At 44.1% G+C, this 16,876-nt stretch carries 18 protein-coding genes and 3 pseudogenes; 5 read left to right on the top strand and 16 right to left on the bottom strand.

Annotation, left to right across the window (positions count from 1 at the left end; translation table 11 throughout):
- Positions 1 to 20 precede the first annotated feature (20 nt).
- A complete protein-coding gene (locus tag ACKWMY_RS20580) occupies positions 21 to 662 on the bottom strand; it encodes a response regulator (RefSeq protein WP_409486948.1) in 642 nt (213 codons plus the stop codon).
- Between the two features lie 558 nt (positions 663 to 1,220).
- Complete coding sequence (locus tag ACKWMY_RS20575) at positions 1,221 to 1,457, bottom strand: IS1 family transposase (protein WP_409486976.1); 237 nt, start codon at positions 1,455 to 1,457, stop codon at positions 1,221 to 1,223.
- A 539-nt stretch (positions 1,458 to 1,996) separates the two neighbouring features.
- On the opposite strand from ACKWMY_RS20575, the gene ACKWMY_RS20570 reads away from it, so the two are divergent.
- The 5 genes and pseudogenes from ACKWMY_RS20570 to ACKWMY_RS20550 all read left to right on the top strand — a co-directional run.
- A complete protein-coding gene (locus ACKWMY_RS20570; RefSeq protein ID WP_409486947.1) occupies positions 1,997 to 2,278 on the top strand; it encodes a hypothetical protein in 282 nt (93 codons plus the stop codon).
- Between the two features lie 236 nt (positions 2,279 to 2,514).
- Positions 2,515 to 3,339 (top strand): transcriptional regulator, encoded by an 825-nt coding sequence (locus tag ACKWMY_RS20565; RefSeq protein WP_409486946.1) that lies wholly within the window; start codon positions 2,515 to 2,517, stop codon positions 3,337 to 3,339.
- Between the two features lie 1,192 nt (positions 3,340 to 4,531).
- Complete coding sequence (locus ACKWMY_RS20560; protein WP_409486945.1) at positions 4,532 to 5,005, top strand: hypothetical protein; 474 nt, start codon at positions 4,532 to 4,534, stop codon at positions 5,003 to 5,005.
- A 156-nt stretch (positions 5,006 to 5,161) separates the two neighbouring features.
- Positions 5,162 to 5,656: pseudogene (locus tag ACKWMY_RS20555) on the top strand (IS5 family transposase); the annotation flags it as partial.
- Positions 5,657 to 5,670: 14 nt separating this feature from the next.
- Positions 5,671 to 5,801: pseudogene (locus tag ACKWMY_RS20550) on the top strand (IS630 family transposase); the annotation flags it as partial.
- A 554-nt stretch (positions 5,802 to 6,355) separates the two neighbouring features.
- Here ACKWMY_RS20550 and ACKWMY_RS20545 read toward each other — a convergent pair.
- The 14 genes and pseudogenes from ACKWMY_RS20545 to ACKWMY_RS20480 all read right to left on the bottom strand — a co-directional run.
- Positions 6,356 to 6,583: pseudogene (locus tag ACKWMY_RS20545) on the bottom strand (hypothetical protein); the annotation flags it as partial.
- Positions 6,580 to 7,821: a tyrosine-type recombinase/integrase gene (locus tag ACKWMY_RS20540; protein ID WP_409486944.1), complete on the bottom strand. Its 1,242-nt coding sequence runs from the start codon at positions 7,819 to 7,821 to the stop codon at positions 6,580 to 6,582. The gene ACKWMY_RS20540 and the pseudogene ACKWMY_RS20545, both read right to left, overlap by 4 nt.
- A gap of 368 nt (positions 7,822 to 8,189) precedes the next feature.
- Entirely contained in the window at positions 8,190 to 9,197 is a 1,008-nt protein-coding gene (locus ACKWMY_RS20535) for a restriction endonuclease (protein WP_409486943.1), read from the bottom strand.
- Positions 9,198 to 9,273: 76 nt separating this feature from the next.
- A complete protein-coding gene (locus tag ACKWMY_RS20530; RefSeq protein WP_409486942.1) occupies positions 9,274 to 10,104 on the bottom strand; it encodes a DUF4942 domain-containing protein in 831 nt (276 codons plus the stop codon).
- A 113-nt stretch (positions 10,105 to 10,217) separates the two neighbouring features.
- Entirely contained in the window at positions 10,218 to 10,538 is a 321-nt protein-coding gene (locus ACKWMY_RS20525; protein ID WP_409486941.1) for a TA system toxin CbtA family protein, read from the bottom strand.
- Positions 10,539 to 10,574: 36 nt separating this feature from the next.
- Positions 10,575 to 10,898, bottom strand: a complete 324-nt coding sequence (locus tag ACKWMY_RS20520; RefSeq protein ID WP_409486940.1) for a type IV toxin-antitoxin system YeeU family antitoxin — start codon at positions 10,896 to 10,898, stop codon at positions 10,575 to 10,577.
- 12 nt (positions 10,899 to 10,910) lie between these two features.
- Entirely contained in the window at positions 10,911 to 11,381 is a 471-nt protein-coding gene (gene radC, locus ACKWMY_RS20515; RefSeq protein WP_263074945.1) for a RadC family protein, read from the bottom strand.
- A gap of 69 nt (positions 11,382 to 11,450) precedes the next feature.
- The gene (locus tag ACKWMY_RS20510; RefSeq protein ID WP_047955151.1) at positions 11,451 to 12,272 is read right to left on the bottom strand and encodes a DUF932 domain-containing protein; all 822 of its coding nucleotides are present in this window, start codon (positions 12,270 to 12,272) and stop codon (positions 11,451 to 11,453) included.
- 121 nt (positions 12,273 to 12,393) lie between these two features.
- Positions 12,394 to 12,846 carry an IrmA family protein gene (locus tag ACKWMY_RS20505; protein ID WP_047955150.1) on the bottom strand — a complete coding sequence of 151 codons (453 nt, stop codon included), beginning with the start codon at positions 12,844 to 12,846 and terminating at the stop codon, positions 12,394 to 12,396.
- The gene (locus tag ACKWMY_RS20500) at positions 12,843 to 13,295 is read right to left on the bottom strand and encodes a YfjS/YafY family lipoprotein (protein WP_234054726.1); all 453 of its coding nucleotides are present in this window, start codon (positions 13,293 to 13,295) and stop codon (positions 12,843 to 12,845) included. The genes ACKWMY_RS20505 and ACKWMY_RS20500 overlap by 4 nt, the downstream gene beginning before the upstream one ends.
- Before the next feature lie 38 nt (positions 13,296 to 13,333).
- Positions 13,334 to 13,900 (bottom strand): hypothetical protein, encoded by a 567-nt coding sequence (locus tag ACKWMY_RS20495; RefSeq protein ID WP_409486939.1) that lies wholly within the window; start codon positions 13,898 to 13,900, stop codon positions 13,334 to 13,336.
- Between the two features lie 5 nt (positions 13,901 to 13,905).
- Positions 13,906 to 14,607, bottom strand: a complete 702-nt coding sequence (locus tag ACKWMY_RS20490) for a WYL domain-containing protein (protein ID WP_024484792.1) — start codon at positions 14,605 to 14,607, stop codon at positions 13,906 to 13,908.
- 212 nt (positions 14,608 to 14,819) lie between these two features.
- On the bottom strand, positions 14,820 to 15,695 hold the full coding sequence (locus ACKWMY_RS20485; RefSeq protein ID WP_409486938.1) for a GTPase family protein: 876 nt from the start codon (positions 15,693 to 15,695) through the stop codon (positions 14,820 to 14,822).
- A 258-nt stretch (positions 15,696 to 15,953) separates the two neighbouring features.
- On the bottom strand, positions 15,954 to 16,667 hold the full coding sequence (locus ACKWMY_RS20480) for a hypothetical protein (RefSeq protein WP_409486937.1): 714 nt from the start codon (positions 16,665 to 16,667) through the stop codon (positions 15,954 to 15,956).
- Positions 16,668 to 16,876 lie beyond the last annotated feature (209 nt).

Genomic DNA, 16,876 nt, shown 5'->3' with positions numbered 1-16,876 from the left:
TCACTAATAATTAATAAATATTAAATCAAACCGTTCTCATACGCGTATCGGATGAGATCAGTATTGGTAGATATACCTAACCGACGCATCGCGTTGTATTTTTGGGTTGAAATAGTGCTTATACTTCTATTCTGACGTTCGGCAATTGATGCGAGCGTATAACCAGAAGAGAATAGTCGAATAACCTCAAGCTCCCTGGGTGTTAGCACCGGTTTTTTTTTAAGAAAGCAATCTTTCGGTCGAAGCATCTCATAAGCACTCGATGATAAAAATTTCTCATTATATTTCATTACATGGTCGCATGCCCTGATAATTTCTTCGATGCTATCAGCTTTGCTGACAATGGCATCAACCCCATAGTCCAAAGCTTTGCTAAGGATTGCGGAGTTCCTTTGAGAGGTCAAAAGGATCAACTTCACCTTTGGTGCTGCTGCATGGATCATCTTTATTTTTGAGAATCCATCTAACATCGCTTCATTGTGTTCTGATGCAAAATCAGTGATCGCGATATCAGTCGGGGCTTGTGACAACCTGGTTAACAAGTCTTTTCCAGCACTTGATTTATACAGTAATTCATATGCATCCTGCTGTGAAAATATTGCCGACAAGGAGTTCAATACATGTGGGTGGTCGTCGGATACGGCAACTGTTTTCTTTCTCATATACATCAAACTCTCATCATAAAAAATGATTATTAACATACAAATGAGTAGTTAATTTCCCTAAGTTACATACTGTTAAATTCTTCTTGAGATAGTTGCAAAGAAAAGCAAATACCAGGAATTATCTTACGAATCAAAATCTACAGCACTCATACTAAGTTAAAAAAATGATTTCTCGCATTAAGGAATAGTTAAGATTGTTAAGATTGTTAAAATCAAGTTTTTTAGTTCAAATTATGAGCCATATCTGCGTTCCTGCACAGATTTTTGTACACTTATACTTATGCGTTCCTGCTCAACTCTCCGCGGTTAATCGCCCATACATACCTATTTCCGACAAGCACCAACCTAGCCTAACAAGCTGATTATAATAATCATTTAAAGGTTTTACTGTCGGGTGATGAGGTAATGACTTCAATGGGTATGCACATACGTTTCGATTAAGGCCCCGAGGTGCCCCCCAATCGTTTTGCGAGTAAATCGCATAATGCGAGTTCTTAACGCCTGTTTGTTACATTTAATACGCCAGGTGAAATTTTCCGGTTAAATATTTATCCTTTAATACATCCCAGCTATAGTTGCCTCAGTCGTCGCGGTTATCATCCCGGCAGTGAAAGGCCATCGCATCACCAATAACTCGCGATAAGTCTCATCCCGAAAGGGTAGACCAAGTACACCACCGGTTCTATTTTTTTCAGCATACCAGAGCCAGTGCTTGAGAGTCCTGTTGCCGACAAAGTTCCACTGTTCATAAAGTTCGCAGTAACCACCACATCTACATGCGCAACTAAGCATCCTGTTGAAGTGGAGATGCACATATTCTGAACACTATCAGCAAAATTTTGGCTATCTGCGTTCAGAGTGAAATTCTGAGTTGCCAACGATCAAAGCCAATACACAATTCAATATCCCAGGATAAAAAATTGGTTCTGATTGGCAGAAAAGGAGCGGCGTAAAGATTCATATCGAAATCGCAGGAAATGAAAATCATGTCCCCCACGGGGACTTTCTTGTACAGCAGGCAGTGTGGAAAATATCAACAAAAAGATAAAATAACATTTTATCAACCAGTTATGTAAAAAGCACCACGTAAACTTTGTTAAAGCATGATTTTTCCTATTCCTATAGAGCTTATAATGGCTTTTTTATGATTTTAAAACCATATTAACTTAACCATAATTGCCCCATGTCAACTGGTGATGACATTTACTTGTAATTCAAAAGTCATTACTTTGATGGAATCACTTAGTTTGGTTACTAAAGATAATCAAAATAGCTTTACCCAGTTGATAGAAATTTAAATACATTATGCAACCTATAAATGGAGTTTTATTATGCGTGAACTGAATATTATGGAAGTTGAAAGCGTTTCTGGTGCTGGTTTCTTTAGCCGTTTAAGTGCATCCGTTCTTGGTGGCATTACAGGACTCGTATATGGCGCGAGTACCTCAAACAGTAATTCTATTACTGGTGCTATCAAAATGGTTATTGGCGGAGTGACTGGTGCCCTAAATGGCGCTATCTCCGGTTTTGTTAATGGCTGGGACCAAACACTTGATAAAAGCTGTATTGACCTTGGCCCACAGGGCTGCATTGACCTTACCAATAACCGCTAAAGTTCAATGAAAATCCAGCTTAAACACGTTGAAAGTTATCTTTAATAATTTTCAACGTGTTGATAGCGATAAGTATCGTGGCCAATTTTATTGGCCACGATTTTAGCCATACTTCCGTACCATACCTCCGTAAAAGTACAGTAGCAGACTTTTCTCTCCTAGTTATCGTAAGTGTGCACTTGGCAGTTTTATCTAAATCATGTATAATGATAAGAATAATCTGATGGGATTTAAAGATGCATTACGAGATTGATGAAAGAGTTGGTTTTGACTCAGTGAGCGGATTACTCTGGCTCATTAGCACACCGGACAATCGTGTAACGTTGCCCAGGTTTGCATCTCAATTGTTGGAAATATTGATAATGAAGAATGATCAGTCACTTAGTAGAGAGCATCTGTTGGATATCATATGGCATAATAATGGTCTATCTGCATCGAGTAACAATCTCAATAATTACATCTCTATTATTCGTCGCTCTCTTTCATCTATCGGATTGGATAATATAATCATTACCATCCCTAAGTATGGATTTAGCTTTCATGCAAAAAATATTTCCAAAGTGGAAAATAAACTTACTCTTCTAGATGAAGAATTTTTAGACACAAAAATAAATCAAGAAGAATGCGAACCTCGTTATATTGAAGCGACATTAGAAAAAGATAAAAGCAAAAGTATCGTGGTTAAGCTGAAATGGGTTTCGATCTTCTCATGTTTGGCAATATTATTGTTAATTATATTGTACGCACGTTTTTCATATTATTCAAGCATGCCCAAGTCTGCAATGGACAAATATCAAGGTAAATATGAAAATTGTGATATCTATGTAATCTGGAACGGGCAACATGGTTTTTATTCAATGGATAAGATATCTATTGAAATAAAAGATCTCATTAACAAAAAAATAATAAACTGCAAACTGAAATCAACGGTTTATGTTTATAAAAGTGCTATATCTGACGGACTCACCTTTGCTTCACATAGGGTGATGGTTTCACAATGTCCAAATGATAAGCAAGCTATATGCAGAAATATTCATAAAGATATTATAAGTGACAACTGACATTACTGGTTCACTACCAAAGTTGAATTTAACATGTGACCATTAATATAAAAATCACTCATGGATTTCTCAGTGCGTTGATAAAAAATAATTTAACTAAATTATACAATGGCATCACAATCACAACCTAATTATTTACTCACCCGACCTTGGACGGTATGCAGTTCTTTACAACTTTATATTATTAACAGTTGATGTCGCACCTAAAACGGAACTTTGTAATTGGCAATGGAGATTTTTGTGTTATTAAGACGATTATCGCTTCGTATCAAAATAATTCACACTGTTTTTTTTCTTTTTATCCTATCAGTAATACTTGCATTAAATAACTTTAATGCAAGTGAAAAAATAAATTGCGATTCAAGCTTTATTGTTTATAAAGATGATGTATACATAAAACTATTCATTAAATACTACATGTTTAATGATGATGGCATTATTAATCTAAATGGCAGCATGTTCAAATCGGATAAATTTATAAATGATATAAATTTGAAAGTTAGCTTTGATTACACAAGAAAAGGAAATAACTTTTATTTACATTCTACAAACATACAGTCATCATTACCTAACGACCTTGACTCAGATACAATTAAAAATTACTTACCTCTATTTTACCTAAAGAGTAATATTAGCTGGTCAATTGTAATATTGAAACAAAAAGCTGATTATTTCGTATTTTTTTCTAATAGTACCCCATCATTTTTATGTTTTAATAGCAGTTAATTTCAAGCATAATTTCTTTCTATAAAATTATTATACTTTATTTCCAGATAATTAATGAACATCGCAACGTGACTGCACTTTATACCAACTTTCATCTAGATAAGTAGAGTTGCAGGCATAAATCATCTTTTGAAAACAGGGTTGAAAAAGTCCAATGGTGATACTTATGTTCCCCGGTAAGTGGGTGATCATCGGAGCGTTCACAGCTCGCTGTAACGTGGAAGAGTTAGGTGATTAAACCATTTCACAGATTTTTTAACTAGCCGCCATTTTTGTAAAATCTCATGAACACAATGTGTTGAATAGTCATGAATCAAACGTCTTTCTGCTTTAATATATAATAATATCAACAAGTTAGATTTATTTTGCGTAAATGACATTTATTAGGTAAAGACTATTCCAATTTTCTTTTTGCAATATATAATACCAGGAATAATCTTGCAAACCTCATAACTCAGGAAAAACCATGATTAAGATTGGTCTAAAAGTCGTCTATCTTTCAGCACCTGTCATTACACTTGTCATTGGCATTTTCGCTCTTTTTCTCTTTCAAAATAAATCAACATTTTCTTGTGATAGCGATGTGTCATATTTTGAAAATGAACAATTAAAACGTAATTTACAGCTATCATTATATTTATTTAATGATAAAACAGGATCATTAGATTTATATGGGTATGTTAATGATAAAGATAAAAAAACCACAACTAAAATAGCACGTAGATTAAACTTTAAATACATAAATCAAAATGGCACATTTTTCATGGAACATATCAGCACTGATAAATATAACAATGACAACACAGATCCAGGAAAATTACCTGAATTCATTAGTAGCTCAAAACAGATTATCCATATAGAAAGATTAAACTCAACCGATTATTTGATATATGATAAAGCATCACCAGCGTTTGTTTGTAGAAAGTCTCCCTCTAACTAATTCCAGGTGGCAACTTTATTATTTTTTTTACTGAGTCCTGGAAAAATCATATTAACTGGGTGGTTTAAACTCCTGTCTTCACACACTGCCGTGGCTTTGTTGAATAAATCGAACTTCTGACTGCAATCAGGATCAGATCACCATGTTCCTGAGTCTGTGGCGATATCTCGTGGCAAAAAAAAATTTGAAATCAAAAACTGGGCGGCCAACAATAAGGCTCTCGTCAATCGTGGTTCGCTGACATTTTGGCTTGATGAATAGGCCATCCAGGCTTGGTACGATGAGCCAAAAACCTCTTCGCGTGGTCGTCCGCAACGTTATTCTGAGCTGGCTATTTCCACCGTACTGATGCTCAAACGCGTCTTTCGCCTCACGCCAGGTGCAGCTCAGGGCTTCATTGATTCCATTTTTACGTTAATGAAGCTTTCACTTTGCTGCCCAGATTATTCCTGCGTCAGCAGGCGAGCCAAGTCCGTGAGCATACCTTTCAAAAACCCCACGCGCGGTGAGATTGCTCATCTGGTTACCGATTCAAGCGGCTTAAAAGTCTTCGGTGAAGGCGAGTGGAAGGTGAAAAAACATGGTCAGGAAAAGCTCCGCGTCTGGCGAAAACTGCACCTGGCTGTGAACGCCGATACTCACGAAGTTATTGTCTGGCGCAGACAGAACACCCTGTGTTTTATCAGGATGAAGTCGATATCAACCTGAATCATAGAATAGGTGCGGACCGCAGCAGAAGCATATCGCCACGCCGGGACAGAACCAAAAGCATTATCTGGCAGGTGCACTACATTCGGATAAGATTATCTGTCCAAGAGTCGGATGCGTTAGAAGCGCATGTCCAGTTCGATGAGCGGCGTGTGGAAACAGGATTTATGGTCGGTACAGTAAGGCACAGTCAATCGAAAGAGGCGGCAACAGATATGCCTGACCTAAAAAATTGCCGCACCACATCTCGACTCTACCGGTTATTTTCACTAGTATTTCCGACTGAAACGACTGCTGTATAAATCCATAGGGCTAAATACAAGCACCTAATAGTAGATTACTGGGGTAAACTCAATCAATTTTGAGCATAATGCTCAATCGCCAAACATCACAAACCCTCACCGCAGGACTGACTAATGCTGATCATACCTCCCCCGTAATTATTGAATCCTCCGCACAGATGCTTGCCTGATAACACATATCAACTTTGATTTCATATCCCATCTGGAATAATGCCTTAGTTGACATTATTTTTATCCACCGAAAGGCATTGAAGGCTAAAAATGACAAAAAAATATGCAACGGTGGAAACCAACAACGCCAGCATCCCTACTGACGCTGTTAGCCTTGTGAAACCGGTAACTACGTTGCTGGTAGTTTCGGCCTCCCATGGCACATTTCTAGGCTATCTAGGTAATCGACGTACCACTGCATCATCTCCCGCCAGCCGTAGAGGTACTAGGCGTGGTTATAAGCACCCCGAATACTATTTTTGTCCACATACGCCAACTGGAGCTCAATCCAAGAAGTGTTAAAGCTTTTTTCATGCGGGATGGTACTCATCACGCAGAGGAAACCATGGTCAATCACCGCCTAAGCTTGGCAAAATCAAACGGACTCACCCCCTTCTCCCTATTAGCATCCAAGAAATCCGCCCACCACTGGAGCATCAACTTGCGCTCATCCAGATGCTCAGCCTTATGGATATAGGCTGCTCGCACAGAGTTACGTTCCATATGACTCATCTGCCGCTCAACAGCATCCTTCGACCATAAACCCGACTCGATCAATGAACTACAGGCCATGGTTCTGAAGCCGTGGCCGCATACTTCAACCTTAGTGTCGTACCCCATTACCCGTAGTGATTTGTTCACCGTATTTTCACTCATTGGCTTACGCGAGTCATGATCGCCAATAAAGATCAGTTCATGACTGCCGCTGAACTCTTGTATTTGCTTCAAAATGCTCAACGCTTGTCGAGAAAGCGGCACCAGATGCTTAGAGCCACGGTGAGAGTGTTTTACCCCTTCGATCGGTTCACGCTCAGGGGGAATAGTCCACATGGCGGTCTCAAAATCGATCTCTGACCAACGGGCAAATCGCAGTTCGCTAGAGCGGATAAAAATCAATAGCGTCAACTCTACCGCTAGGCGCGTTAATGGTCTGCCGGTGTAGTTATCAATTCTTTGAAGCAGTTCTGGAGTTCGCTTCAATTCCAGCGCCGGACGATGTTGCCGGTTGCTGGATGCAACAGCACCTGCCATTTCCTGTGCCGGGTTATAATCAATCAGACCACTCTGTACGGCGTAGCGCATTATCGCAGTCGAGCGCTGTTGAAGGCGTGATGCCACTTCAAGGCGCCCAGATAGTTCTACGACTTTGATCGGGGCTAACAGGTCACGGGTTTTAAGCTCAGCAATATTGCGTTTGCCGATAGTGGGGAAGAGATTATCTTCCAAACTTTTCAACACGCGCTTGCTGTGCTCTTCCGACCACTTCTGATTGGTGGCATGCCACTCAATAGCAACCTCTTCAAAAGTACGAGCCTCATTCTGCTCGACCTTATCAGTTTTCTTTTTATCGCTAGGATCGACGCCGTTCACTATCTGCCTGCGGGCTTCATCACGACGGGCCCTAGCATCAGCAAGAGACACATCAGGATAAACCCCTAAAGCCAGCATCTTTTGTTTCCCGCCAAAGCGGTATTGTAGACGCCAGTATTTTGAACCATTTGGGTGGACGAGAAGATGCATACCATTGCCATCAGTCAGCTTATATTGCTTATCCGTTGGCTTTGCTGTTCTGACTTTGATATCTGTTAGAGCCATGCTTATCCCCTCCCTGTTGGTACAAGCATTATCGAACCGGAAATACCATCATCTATACCAACATGTGTTGGTGGATGTACGTTGACGTCGGTTGACCTTGAGAGAGTTAATATAGCGAGAAAGGTAGGTAAATGCTGGATTTTAGGCATAAAAAAAGACCTCAGTTGAGGTCTATTTACATACTAATGGTGCGAAGGCCGGACTCGCATATATCAATCAACCAACTGATTTCAATGTTATTTATTTATAGCACTAGATTTTTGTACCCGCAATTGTACCCACAAACAAAAATCCGTACAAAAATCAGACACTGCCAGCGGGTACAAAGCCATATCAGTACAACACCAATATGGCAGCCAAGACAAGGGCTAAGCAGGTAAGAATGTTTTCTTAAGAGGAACCAAAAGTTTGGTCTCAATATCAACTTGCTCGTAGTTCTCAATAAGCGTCCGGACAAGGTCGTCAAGCGTCCAGAGAGTCAGAGGTATTGTCGAACGATCGGCCTCATAACGAGAATCTTTGGTAAACCCACCTGTACTGACGTAAAGCCCACGATCGTCTTTATGGCGACCACCAATGAAGCTGCGAATCTGCTGACTCCCCATCTGTCCTTTACGATGTTTTACTTCAACGACAATACGTGGATTCTCAAACCCAAAACCATCAGGTGAAGCGATAATATCTTTCCCACGATCAGGCCCCACAGGAGAGACCTGCGTTTTATATCCCATACTGCGTAAAACGCCAGCAACAAGATGCTCCATTTCCTTCGGATCGAGTGCATTGACTCTATCCTTGATACCTTCACGCGCCTGCGTTTCTATATCACGGAGTGGATCAGAAATAGCTTCATCTTCATCCATTGTGGTTGGATTCTGAGTAACGACGTCAATGGCGGGTTTTTTATCCAGTAAAAGCTCTTCTAAAGCATACTCAGGAAGTTGGAAAACAGTTAACGTGGAGCCCAATGTATTTTTGGTAGCAGCAGACAATCTGTCACGGTCAATTTCTTCACCGTTCCATTTTACCTGACGAGCAATCCCCATACCTTCTTCAACCCATTCAGGATGGTACTGGAAGTCAGATATGACTTTACCTAATAGGTAAGTACGGTTCGCAGGGGAATAAGTAATTACCCAGTCATTCTTCTGGATCTCATTCACAAAACGCCAGACTTGAGATGCGCCCGAACGGGCAGTCCCCAGCTTGGATAACGGATCGGCTTCCTGATATAACGCGAGTAGCTGCGCTCGGGACAAACCAGGTTTAACCAAAGGAGCCAGCTGCGACCAACCAATACCTACAATTTGTCTATCGCGAAAGTCATCATAGAGCTTGCCGCCATCGCCGCGAATCATCCACATTCTGTTACCCATACTCGTCCCTTCAAGAAGAAAAGAAATTAAGCCGGATCATATGCTTGTTATCCAAAGGCGTCAAAACTCTCCGCAACTATTGCGCTAGCATTCCCGGATAGTGTTTAGCAATGATGTCGTTCATCCTCTCAACCAACTCCTGGCGTTTGAAGGTCAAGTGCGCCGTCCCCTTCTGAAAGTAACGGATACTAAAGAACTCATCTTCGTAAACTTCCTTCGCAGGGTTATCACGAATATGCTCCATCAACCGGATAGAGATATCGCCACGATTGTCAGGGATAGGTTTACCATCCAGCAGAAACACCATTCTCTCCAGGTCAGCCAGTTGGTCTCGCCGCCAGCCCCAGTTAAGACTGAATCCCCAGCGGTTATGCTTCACCAGGTTGTTAATGATGATCTTCTTACCGAACCTGCAGGGACTATTAGTTTTATAATCCCATGACAACCCTCTGAAAACATTGATGATCCCACGCTCAAATACATCTATTTTATTCAGATGCAACTGCTCAAAGGTACTGAGGATATTCGCCTCGCTGATTGCAGGAAGCTCCCCCTCCTCTAGGTTCTTATGCCACTGATCGCGAGCCTGAGCATCCATCAAGGCCATCATGCCAGACTTCAACATTAAATCGCGCCAGATACTGCGATCGATATTGCGGGTGATCGCAGGCATCGCTTTATCAGCCTTTTCTGTAAGCCAACTGTCGTAGCGGTGTCCAGCCTTCATCGCCCAGTCTTGCGCTGTACCACCGCCGATTTCTGAGGTTAACCGGGAAATAGCATCAAGCTGCTCGATGATTTGTGTAATCTGCATCAGTGCAGAATCGCGAGCAGTGACAATGCGTTCGATACTGGTCGCAAGGATGAGTTCATTGTGTTCCGTCAACACGTCGGGTTCTGTTTGCATCGCTAATCGTCCATAAAAGCAAACACGCCTGCCGGGAGTGGCAGGCGCATTATGCGATGAATAAAAAGAGTGGAAAGTGCAGAGATAAAAATCAGGAATGAGGCTCGAAAAATTTACGTATTCATCAGCCCGGTAGCACGTCTTGCTCTGAGAATATCGGTAGCAGTTAGGAATGGTGTCTGCTCCTGCCAGGTGAATCCCTTACGGTCAGTGCGAACCAGTTCATAGCGTTCCACCAGGAAATTCACCGCATCAGCAAGTGTAATGCCAGATTCAATATGTTCCTGAATAGCCGCGTCATCATGGAATGGCGTGTCGTTAAGCGTCAGGCCGTAATGGTGATCCAGCAGATACGTTAAAAGTTGCTGCCAGACCTGTACGGGCGACAGGCGTGACGCAACCGGCACAGTGGCCGGTACAGATGAAATGTGCATGAGTTGAGTCCTGATAATAGAAGAAGAGAGAAGGTGTTACTGGGTTGGATAAATAGAAATGTAAACGTAGCCGCAGCTACCACGGGTATCAGCTATGCAGGTTAAACTCGTAAGCTGAATGGTCACCTGATGTTGCTGGTGTGGATTTAGCTCACCGGAATGCAGCATTGCTTCCAGCAGATCTATAAACAGCGGGAAAACCTGATCCAGTTTCTGTAATTGCTCCGGGCTAAAACTCCCCGTCAACCCAGCCCTGTCAGCCAGGTAATGCAGCCGGTTACCTTCCTGAACCAATCTTGCGCCAAATTGTGGGGTGATATCGCTTTGTAACCCCCATTCATGAGGTGGTGTTAATGGCATGAAAACCTCCGTTTAAAGCAAACCCTGCTCAGCAAAAGAAACCACTTCATTCCCAACCACAAGATGATCCAGCACTCGCACTTCGACCAGTGCCAACGCTTTTACGATCCGCTGAGTAACATGTTTGTCCTGCTGGCTGATTTCTGTCGTACCTGACGGATGGTTGTGTGCCAGGATTACTGCAGCGGCGTTGTGGCGCAGAGCCGCTTTCACCAGCTCACGGGGATGTACTTCGGTATGGCTGATGGAGCCCGTAAACAACGCTTCGTGCCCCAGCAGGCAATGTTGGTTATCAAGGTACATCACGAGAAATACCTCCCGCTCTTGGCGAGCCAACTGTAATTGCACCCAGCTTTTAGCAACGCTGGTGGCAGTAAACTGTTCACCCGGCTGGCGCTGATATTTCTCCAGCAGGCGCAGGGCTCGCCGGAAAACGCGCTGCTCGTTTGCCGGGAATACCGGGGATAGATGAAGTGCAGACATATCAGCTCCTTAAAACACAAAGCCCCGCCGGTTTATCGACAGGGCTTGAAGGGAATGAGAGTAAAAGATTCATGAAACAAGCTGCAGCATATTCTCGGCCATAACCCAAAGGGCTCGGTTAAGCTTCACATCACCGTCGATACCTTTTACAGCACGGGTGTGGGCACGTTTGCCTTTGGTCGTTCTCCCCGACAGCCCGCCTTTAATCAGGTTTTCCTGAATACGCTGGTAAGTGGTCCACAGGTCATTGTTTTCGTCCTGCCAGCGGCGCGGGGAAAGGATCTGTGATTCCGTCACCGGCTGATGCTCTTCACCAAAGCGATAGGTTAATGCCGCTTTTGCCATTGCCAGTTGGGCCGGTGGCGGTAACAGCAGCGACTGCATGGCATCGCGTTTCTCTTCCACTCGGTCAAATATCCCCAGTACTTCGTAAGCCCCTTCAATGACTTTCTCCACCACATTGCCTTTATGCGGTACGCGCACCTCACCAAAACTCTCACCGCAAATCAGTCCATTTTGACAAACCGATCTAAATAGCCCCGGCAGCATCTGGTATGAGCTGGAGCCGTCATGGCTGTTAAGCAGAATAATTTCTGGCACTTGCTTGCCGGTGATTTGGCCTTCGCGGCGCAGGCGCAGCATGTGTTTGGTGTGTTCACGCTTGCTCTGGTCCCGCACACGGGTCTGACAGGCAAAGAACGGCTGGAAGCCTTCACGCTGCAGGTTATCGAGCAGGGTAATGGTCGGGATGTAGGTGTATCGGTTGCTGCGAGATTCATGCTTTTCTTCACTAAAGACACTCGGTACGTAATGCGCCAGTTCATCACGGGTTAGTGGGCGGTCGCGGCGAACAAGATTGACCGCACCAAAGCGGCTGGCTAATCGGGTCATGGTTAGTTCCTTATTCAGAGATTAAAAACGAAAAGGCCATGCTTCCCGAAGGAGGCATGGCCTGATTTTTAGCGAGAGGATTGTGTTAAGTTAAGGTTTGGCAGATGCAAATCTAAGCCAGTTATGATGCCTTATTCCCGGCAACCGATACTGACAGTGGCTGGTAATACTGTGGATCGAATATAGACAGCGGCAGGTCAACCTGATAACCGTTACGCTCTTCTGTTGCCTTCATGATTTCGACTGAACTGACGTTTTCCACGCATTCGTTTTCCAGTGATGCTTCCTGATCGCGCGTGGCATCGCTGTCACCAAACGCGGCTACCTCCATATTCCCCATCGCCAATGTGTTGCCACTTTTGTCTTTCAGACGCAAGGAAAGGGTCAGCGGGCCGAAGCCCTCGCCGCTGCCGCCGTTATCCAGACGGAACTGGTAGACGCAAACATTGCCTGGCACCCAGACCGTATCCGTGTTGCGGATACTGATATAGCGTTGTTCATTGGCCTGCGCCTGTGCCAGCAAACTCAGAGTCAGGATTGCAACTGAGGTCATGCCTTTCAGCTTCTTATTCATGGATTTTTCTCCTGGTTCTCCGGCAGATAGAGTTTTCCCATTTCCTTGCCATCATGCGAATACACCACCGATTTTTCGCCAGTGTAGCTGTCGGTCTCAATCCGGAAACTCAGGGTGATGTTATCTGCCAGGCACAGGGCAGCCATCAGCGGCTGCACCGTTTTCTGCTGCATATCAGCAATGTAGTAATAATTACCTGACTTACAGTCCTCCGGTGACTGATGGGTTTTCAACACTGTGTATTGCGGTGTGCCAAAGGCATCCTTTTTCACCCACTCCTGAGCAATATCGGATTGATGCGATACAACCTTGCTGAATGGTGGTGGGGTGAGGTCCTTAAATTTAGCTATCGCTTTCACGCCAGCATCTTCTTTACTGTCGCAGCCAGAGACACTCATGGCACCGATAACTGCCAGAATGGTAAGCATATGCGGGTACAATTTCTTCATAGCGCTTATTCCCTGTTTTTAGTTTTGCTTCCATTGCGTCAGCAATTGCCGGTGCGGCGACATAGTTCAGCCAGACTCTGTTGGGCTACCCATTGCTGCAGTTTTTGATCTGATGCAGAACGCTTCGCAGTCAAAGCAGCCTGCTGCTTTTTGTTGACGCAGTTTTCTGGAATTGCGGCAAGCACCTGGGTGTTGTGCGGTTCATTCGCCAGTTCCAGCTGATACTGAGTGTCGATGATGGTGAAATAGCACCCTTTCCCCTGATCCTCGCCCTGATAGACGGAGGTCAGATCCGAGTAGTAGCCGCTGGCAGGTTTTACATCCAGCTTGCGAACAGTATGCGTTTTCTTGTCGGCGAGAAAATAGGCACCGCCGCCACGGATACGTAGCAGAAACTGTTTCGTCCACGGGTAGTTATCAATCACACTGGCCTGATAGAGCATGTTGTGCAGCGTGTTGTCATCCATGCCATCGGCGGATTTCCAACCGTCAGCTTGCATGTATTGCCAGGCTTTGACTGTGCCGACAGTGTTTCCTGCGCCAGCCGGAAAAACAGCACCAAGGCAAAAGCTGGCGGCCAGCACTGTAGTGGTAAGCAATTTCATCGTGATTATTCCTTCTGAGGTATAAGCCCGCCGTCAGTTGCGACAAGCAATGAATGGAAAAAGCGAAAGTGGGGTAAAGCCTGAAGAAAATCCGGGTGAGAGAGGATGTCGCGCATCACTATATCCGGGGCGAAGCTGCCGTTGTGGAGCGTGACCGCCCGAATATCGGTCAGGGGAAAAACGGCAATCCGGGCCTGATGCTCACCCGTCAGATACCACTCGCCCTCACGCAGAACCAAGCGATAGGGAGCAAGGTCTGTGCAGCGACAACCGCTTCCCAGTAGCGTCACCTTCCGGTGTTCCGATACTGCGCTCACCAGTCGTGTGAACACGCCCAAGTCTGGGGATGACGCTTGGGCCACTCCCTGCCAGATAAGGCAGGGAGACTCACCAGGACCGCTCAACAGTGAAGCGACCAGATGGTTATCCATACCAGGAAACAGTGCTTCAACGCCCGACTGGCGGGCAAATGTCATCACAGCCAGCTCTCTCTGGCGGCCGCCGGACAGCAAGCGACACTGACCCTTGCGATACTCTAGATCCAGATACATCAGCCGTTCCCGAAAGTCCCGGCGCAGGGTACGAACCGACACGCCAAATTCAGTTGCCAACGTTCGCAAATCCAGCGTTTCACCCGCAACCAGACGACTGATAATTAACGACAGCCTGACGGCAAGCCGGTCATGACGGCGTTCAGCCTGAGTCATGAGACAGGTTCTCCAGTGAGATAATTAGCTGAAAATAAAACAGTTATTTTAACGAGGGGGTGGGACAGGGAATGGACACAAGAAGACGTATTTTTTACTGTTGCCGAACTCAACTGTGACGGGGCTCAGAGAGAAAACATACCAAATTCGATAGCTTATAAAACGTCATAACGGACAGGGTATGTCCCTAAGATAACGGCAGGTGCGCCAGCTCAGAAGAAAATCCAGTCCCAAACGGCACGGGCAACGGATACAACGGCCTCGCGGACGGTACGAATGATCGCTTTTAGTGGTGCGGGAATAAATGATGCCACTTCCGCAGAATCAAACACTTCTCCAACCGCATGACCAAAACCCTCACGCGCCTGCTTTTTTACCGGTTCACTGCATAACCTCCCGTGCAGTTGCGTCGCCAGAGGGCTGGTGGCACGGTCAGGCAGGCAACGCATCATGGTTTCGACCATTGACGGTAGATTCCATTCTGTCCTTGCTGAAACAGCGCACACTGGATGGCTCGGTGAAAACAGCTGGCGAATGGAGTCCAGCTTGGACTCGATATTAGCCAACTGGTGCGGTGATAGCGTATTGCTGGTGGCGTTCCATTCATGGCAAGGTTCGATTTTGTCGACCTGGTTAATGACAAACAGTATTCGCTGTTGGTAGCCCGTCATCACTCGCCTGTAGAAACGTTCATCGACGGAGAAAGCACGATCATCGGCTTTGATAACCCACAGGATTAAATCCAGCTCAGGGAGGATACGGCGATACAGAGATTCATATTCACTATCCCGTTGCTCACTCTCGCCTACACCGGGTAGGTCTACCAGTATCAGGCTATGCTCACCACTGCTCAGCCGCAATCGCAGTACGTCACGGGTGCAGGCTTGGACATCACTGACGGGCGTGACCTCACCCTGGAAAAGCGCATTGCAGAGCGACGATTTTCCTGCACCTGTTTTTCCCATGATACCTATGACAGGTTCGTAGTGAGTGAGCTTTTGAATATGGTCAAGAATATGCTTGCTGATGGCATGGGGGAGTGACGCCAGCGGCTTTTCGATAGCCTGCAAACTTTCTGATTTTTTCATGAAACGACCTCAGACAGAAAAACAAAACCCTCGAGCCTGAATGGTTTCGGGGGTGATTCACAGAGATAATATCTGTCTGAAATTTTTTTGAATATTATTATTTCTTTGCGATTTTATTTTTGTATGCAACCTTAATTGCATGTTCAACTACCTTGTCGTTCGATATGCATCCGTCCAAAGCCAAAGTCCTTAACATTCGATGAGTATCTTCAGAAATGTAGATATTAAGTGGCTTTAGTTTTTTAGTTACTTTGTTTTTCAATCTATTTTTTTTGTCGCCCATGCACTTTTGAACTTAATTTTAAATAAACTTACAGTATCAGGTGACTCTGAGTTTTTCTTTTTCCATTCGAAGTATAGGGCGTAGCACCATGCAAGAGTTTCGTCTCTAGTATTACCACAAACACGCATACCTGAAGATGGAACATGCTTCTCTAGATAACCTTTTAACCAACCATAAACATCATTTTCTTGAGAGTGAAAGTCACTAAAAATATTTTCATGCTCAATTAATTTAGCCCATTCTATTGCTTTAGATTTCATAAACTCCTTAGGTGTTATACTAAGTGGCCAGCTGTGAATTACCTTTCTGATATTCTGTATCCTGACAAGATGATCGGGCGGTAAAGAATCTGGAGACAAAATATCAAGAATCCCCGTTCCCAACGTCATTCCTTGCGTTTTAGAATATAATTCACATGCCAACCACAGGCTCGCACGAGCATCACTTTTAAACCATCCAAGGTCAACTTCCGTAGGGAAGGAAAATGATTGATAGCTTTCCACCTCAGCAAAGAAATTGTCTAAATCCTGCTCATTATGACCAAGAGACTGGCAGTGTTTTCTGACACGTTCGAGATAGGTACGATAATTCTTATCACCTGTATGTGATGGGCAATTAATATTGTATCGCTGTAGTGCATTTTCCAGGATTTTTATCATCTCACCATCATTACGAACTACCCGAACCATTTTCAATCTCCCCCACCAATAAAATCACTTAGTGATTTACAGTAATTTTAAGTTACATATCATTTTGTTTTACAGGCATTTCACATTTATTTCAAGTGAAAAAATTTGACGTGATCATGGTCTAATGTTACGCAATCACTGGATGCATTGGTATCTGAGTGATGATTCTATTACAAAAATTTAGCGACAGGAACGTCTATCAGGGCGTG

The sequence above is a fragment of the Serratia sp. J2 genome (assembly GCF_046269175.1).
GTDB classification, from domain to species: Bacteria; Pseudomonadota; Gammaproteobacteria; order Enterobacterales; family Enterobacteriaceae; genus Chania; species Chania fonticola_C.
The sequence above is the reverse complement of the archived record's forward strand: the minus strand, read 5'-3'. Positions and strand labels throughout refer to the sequence as shown.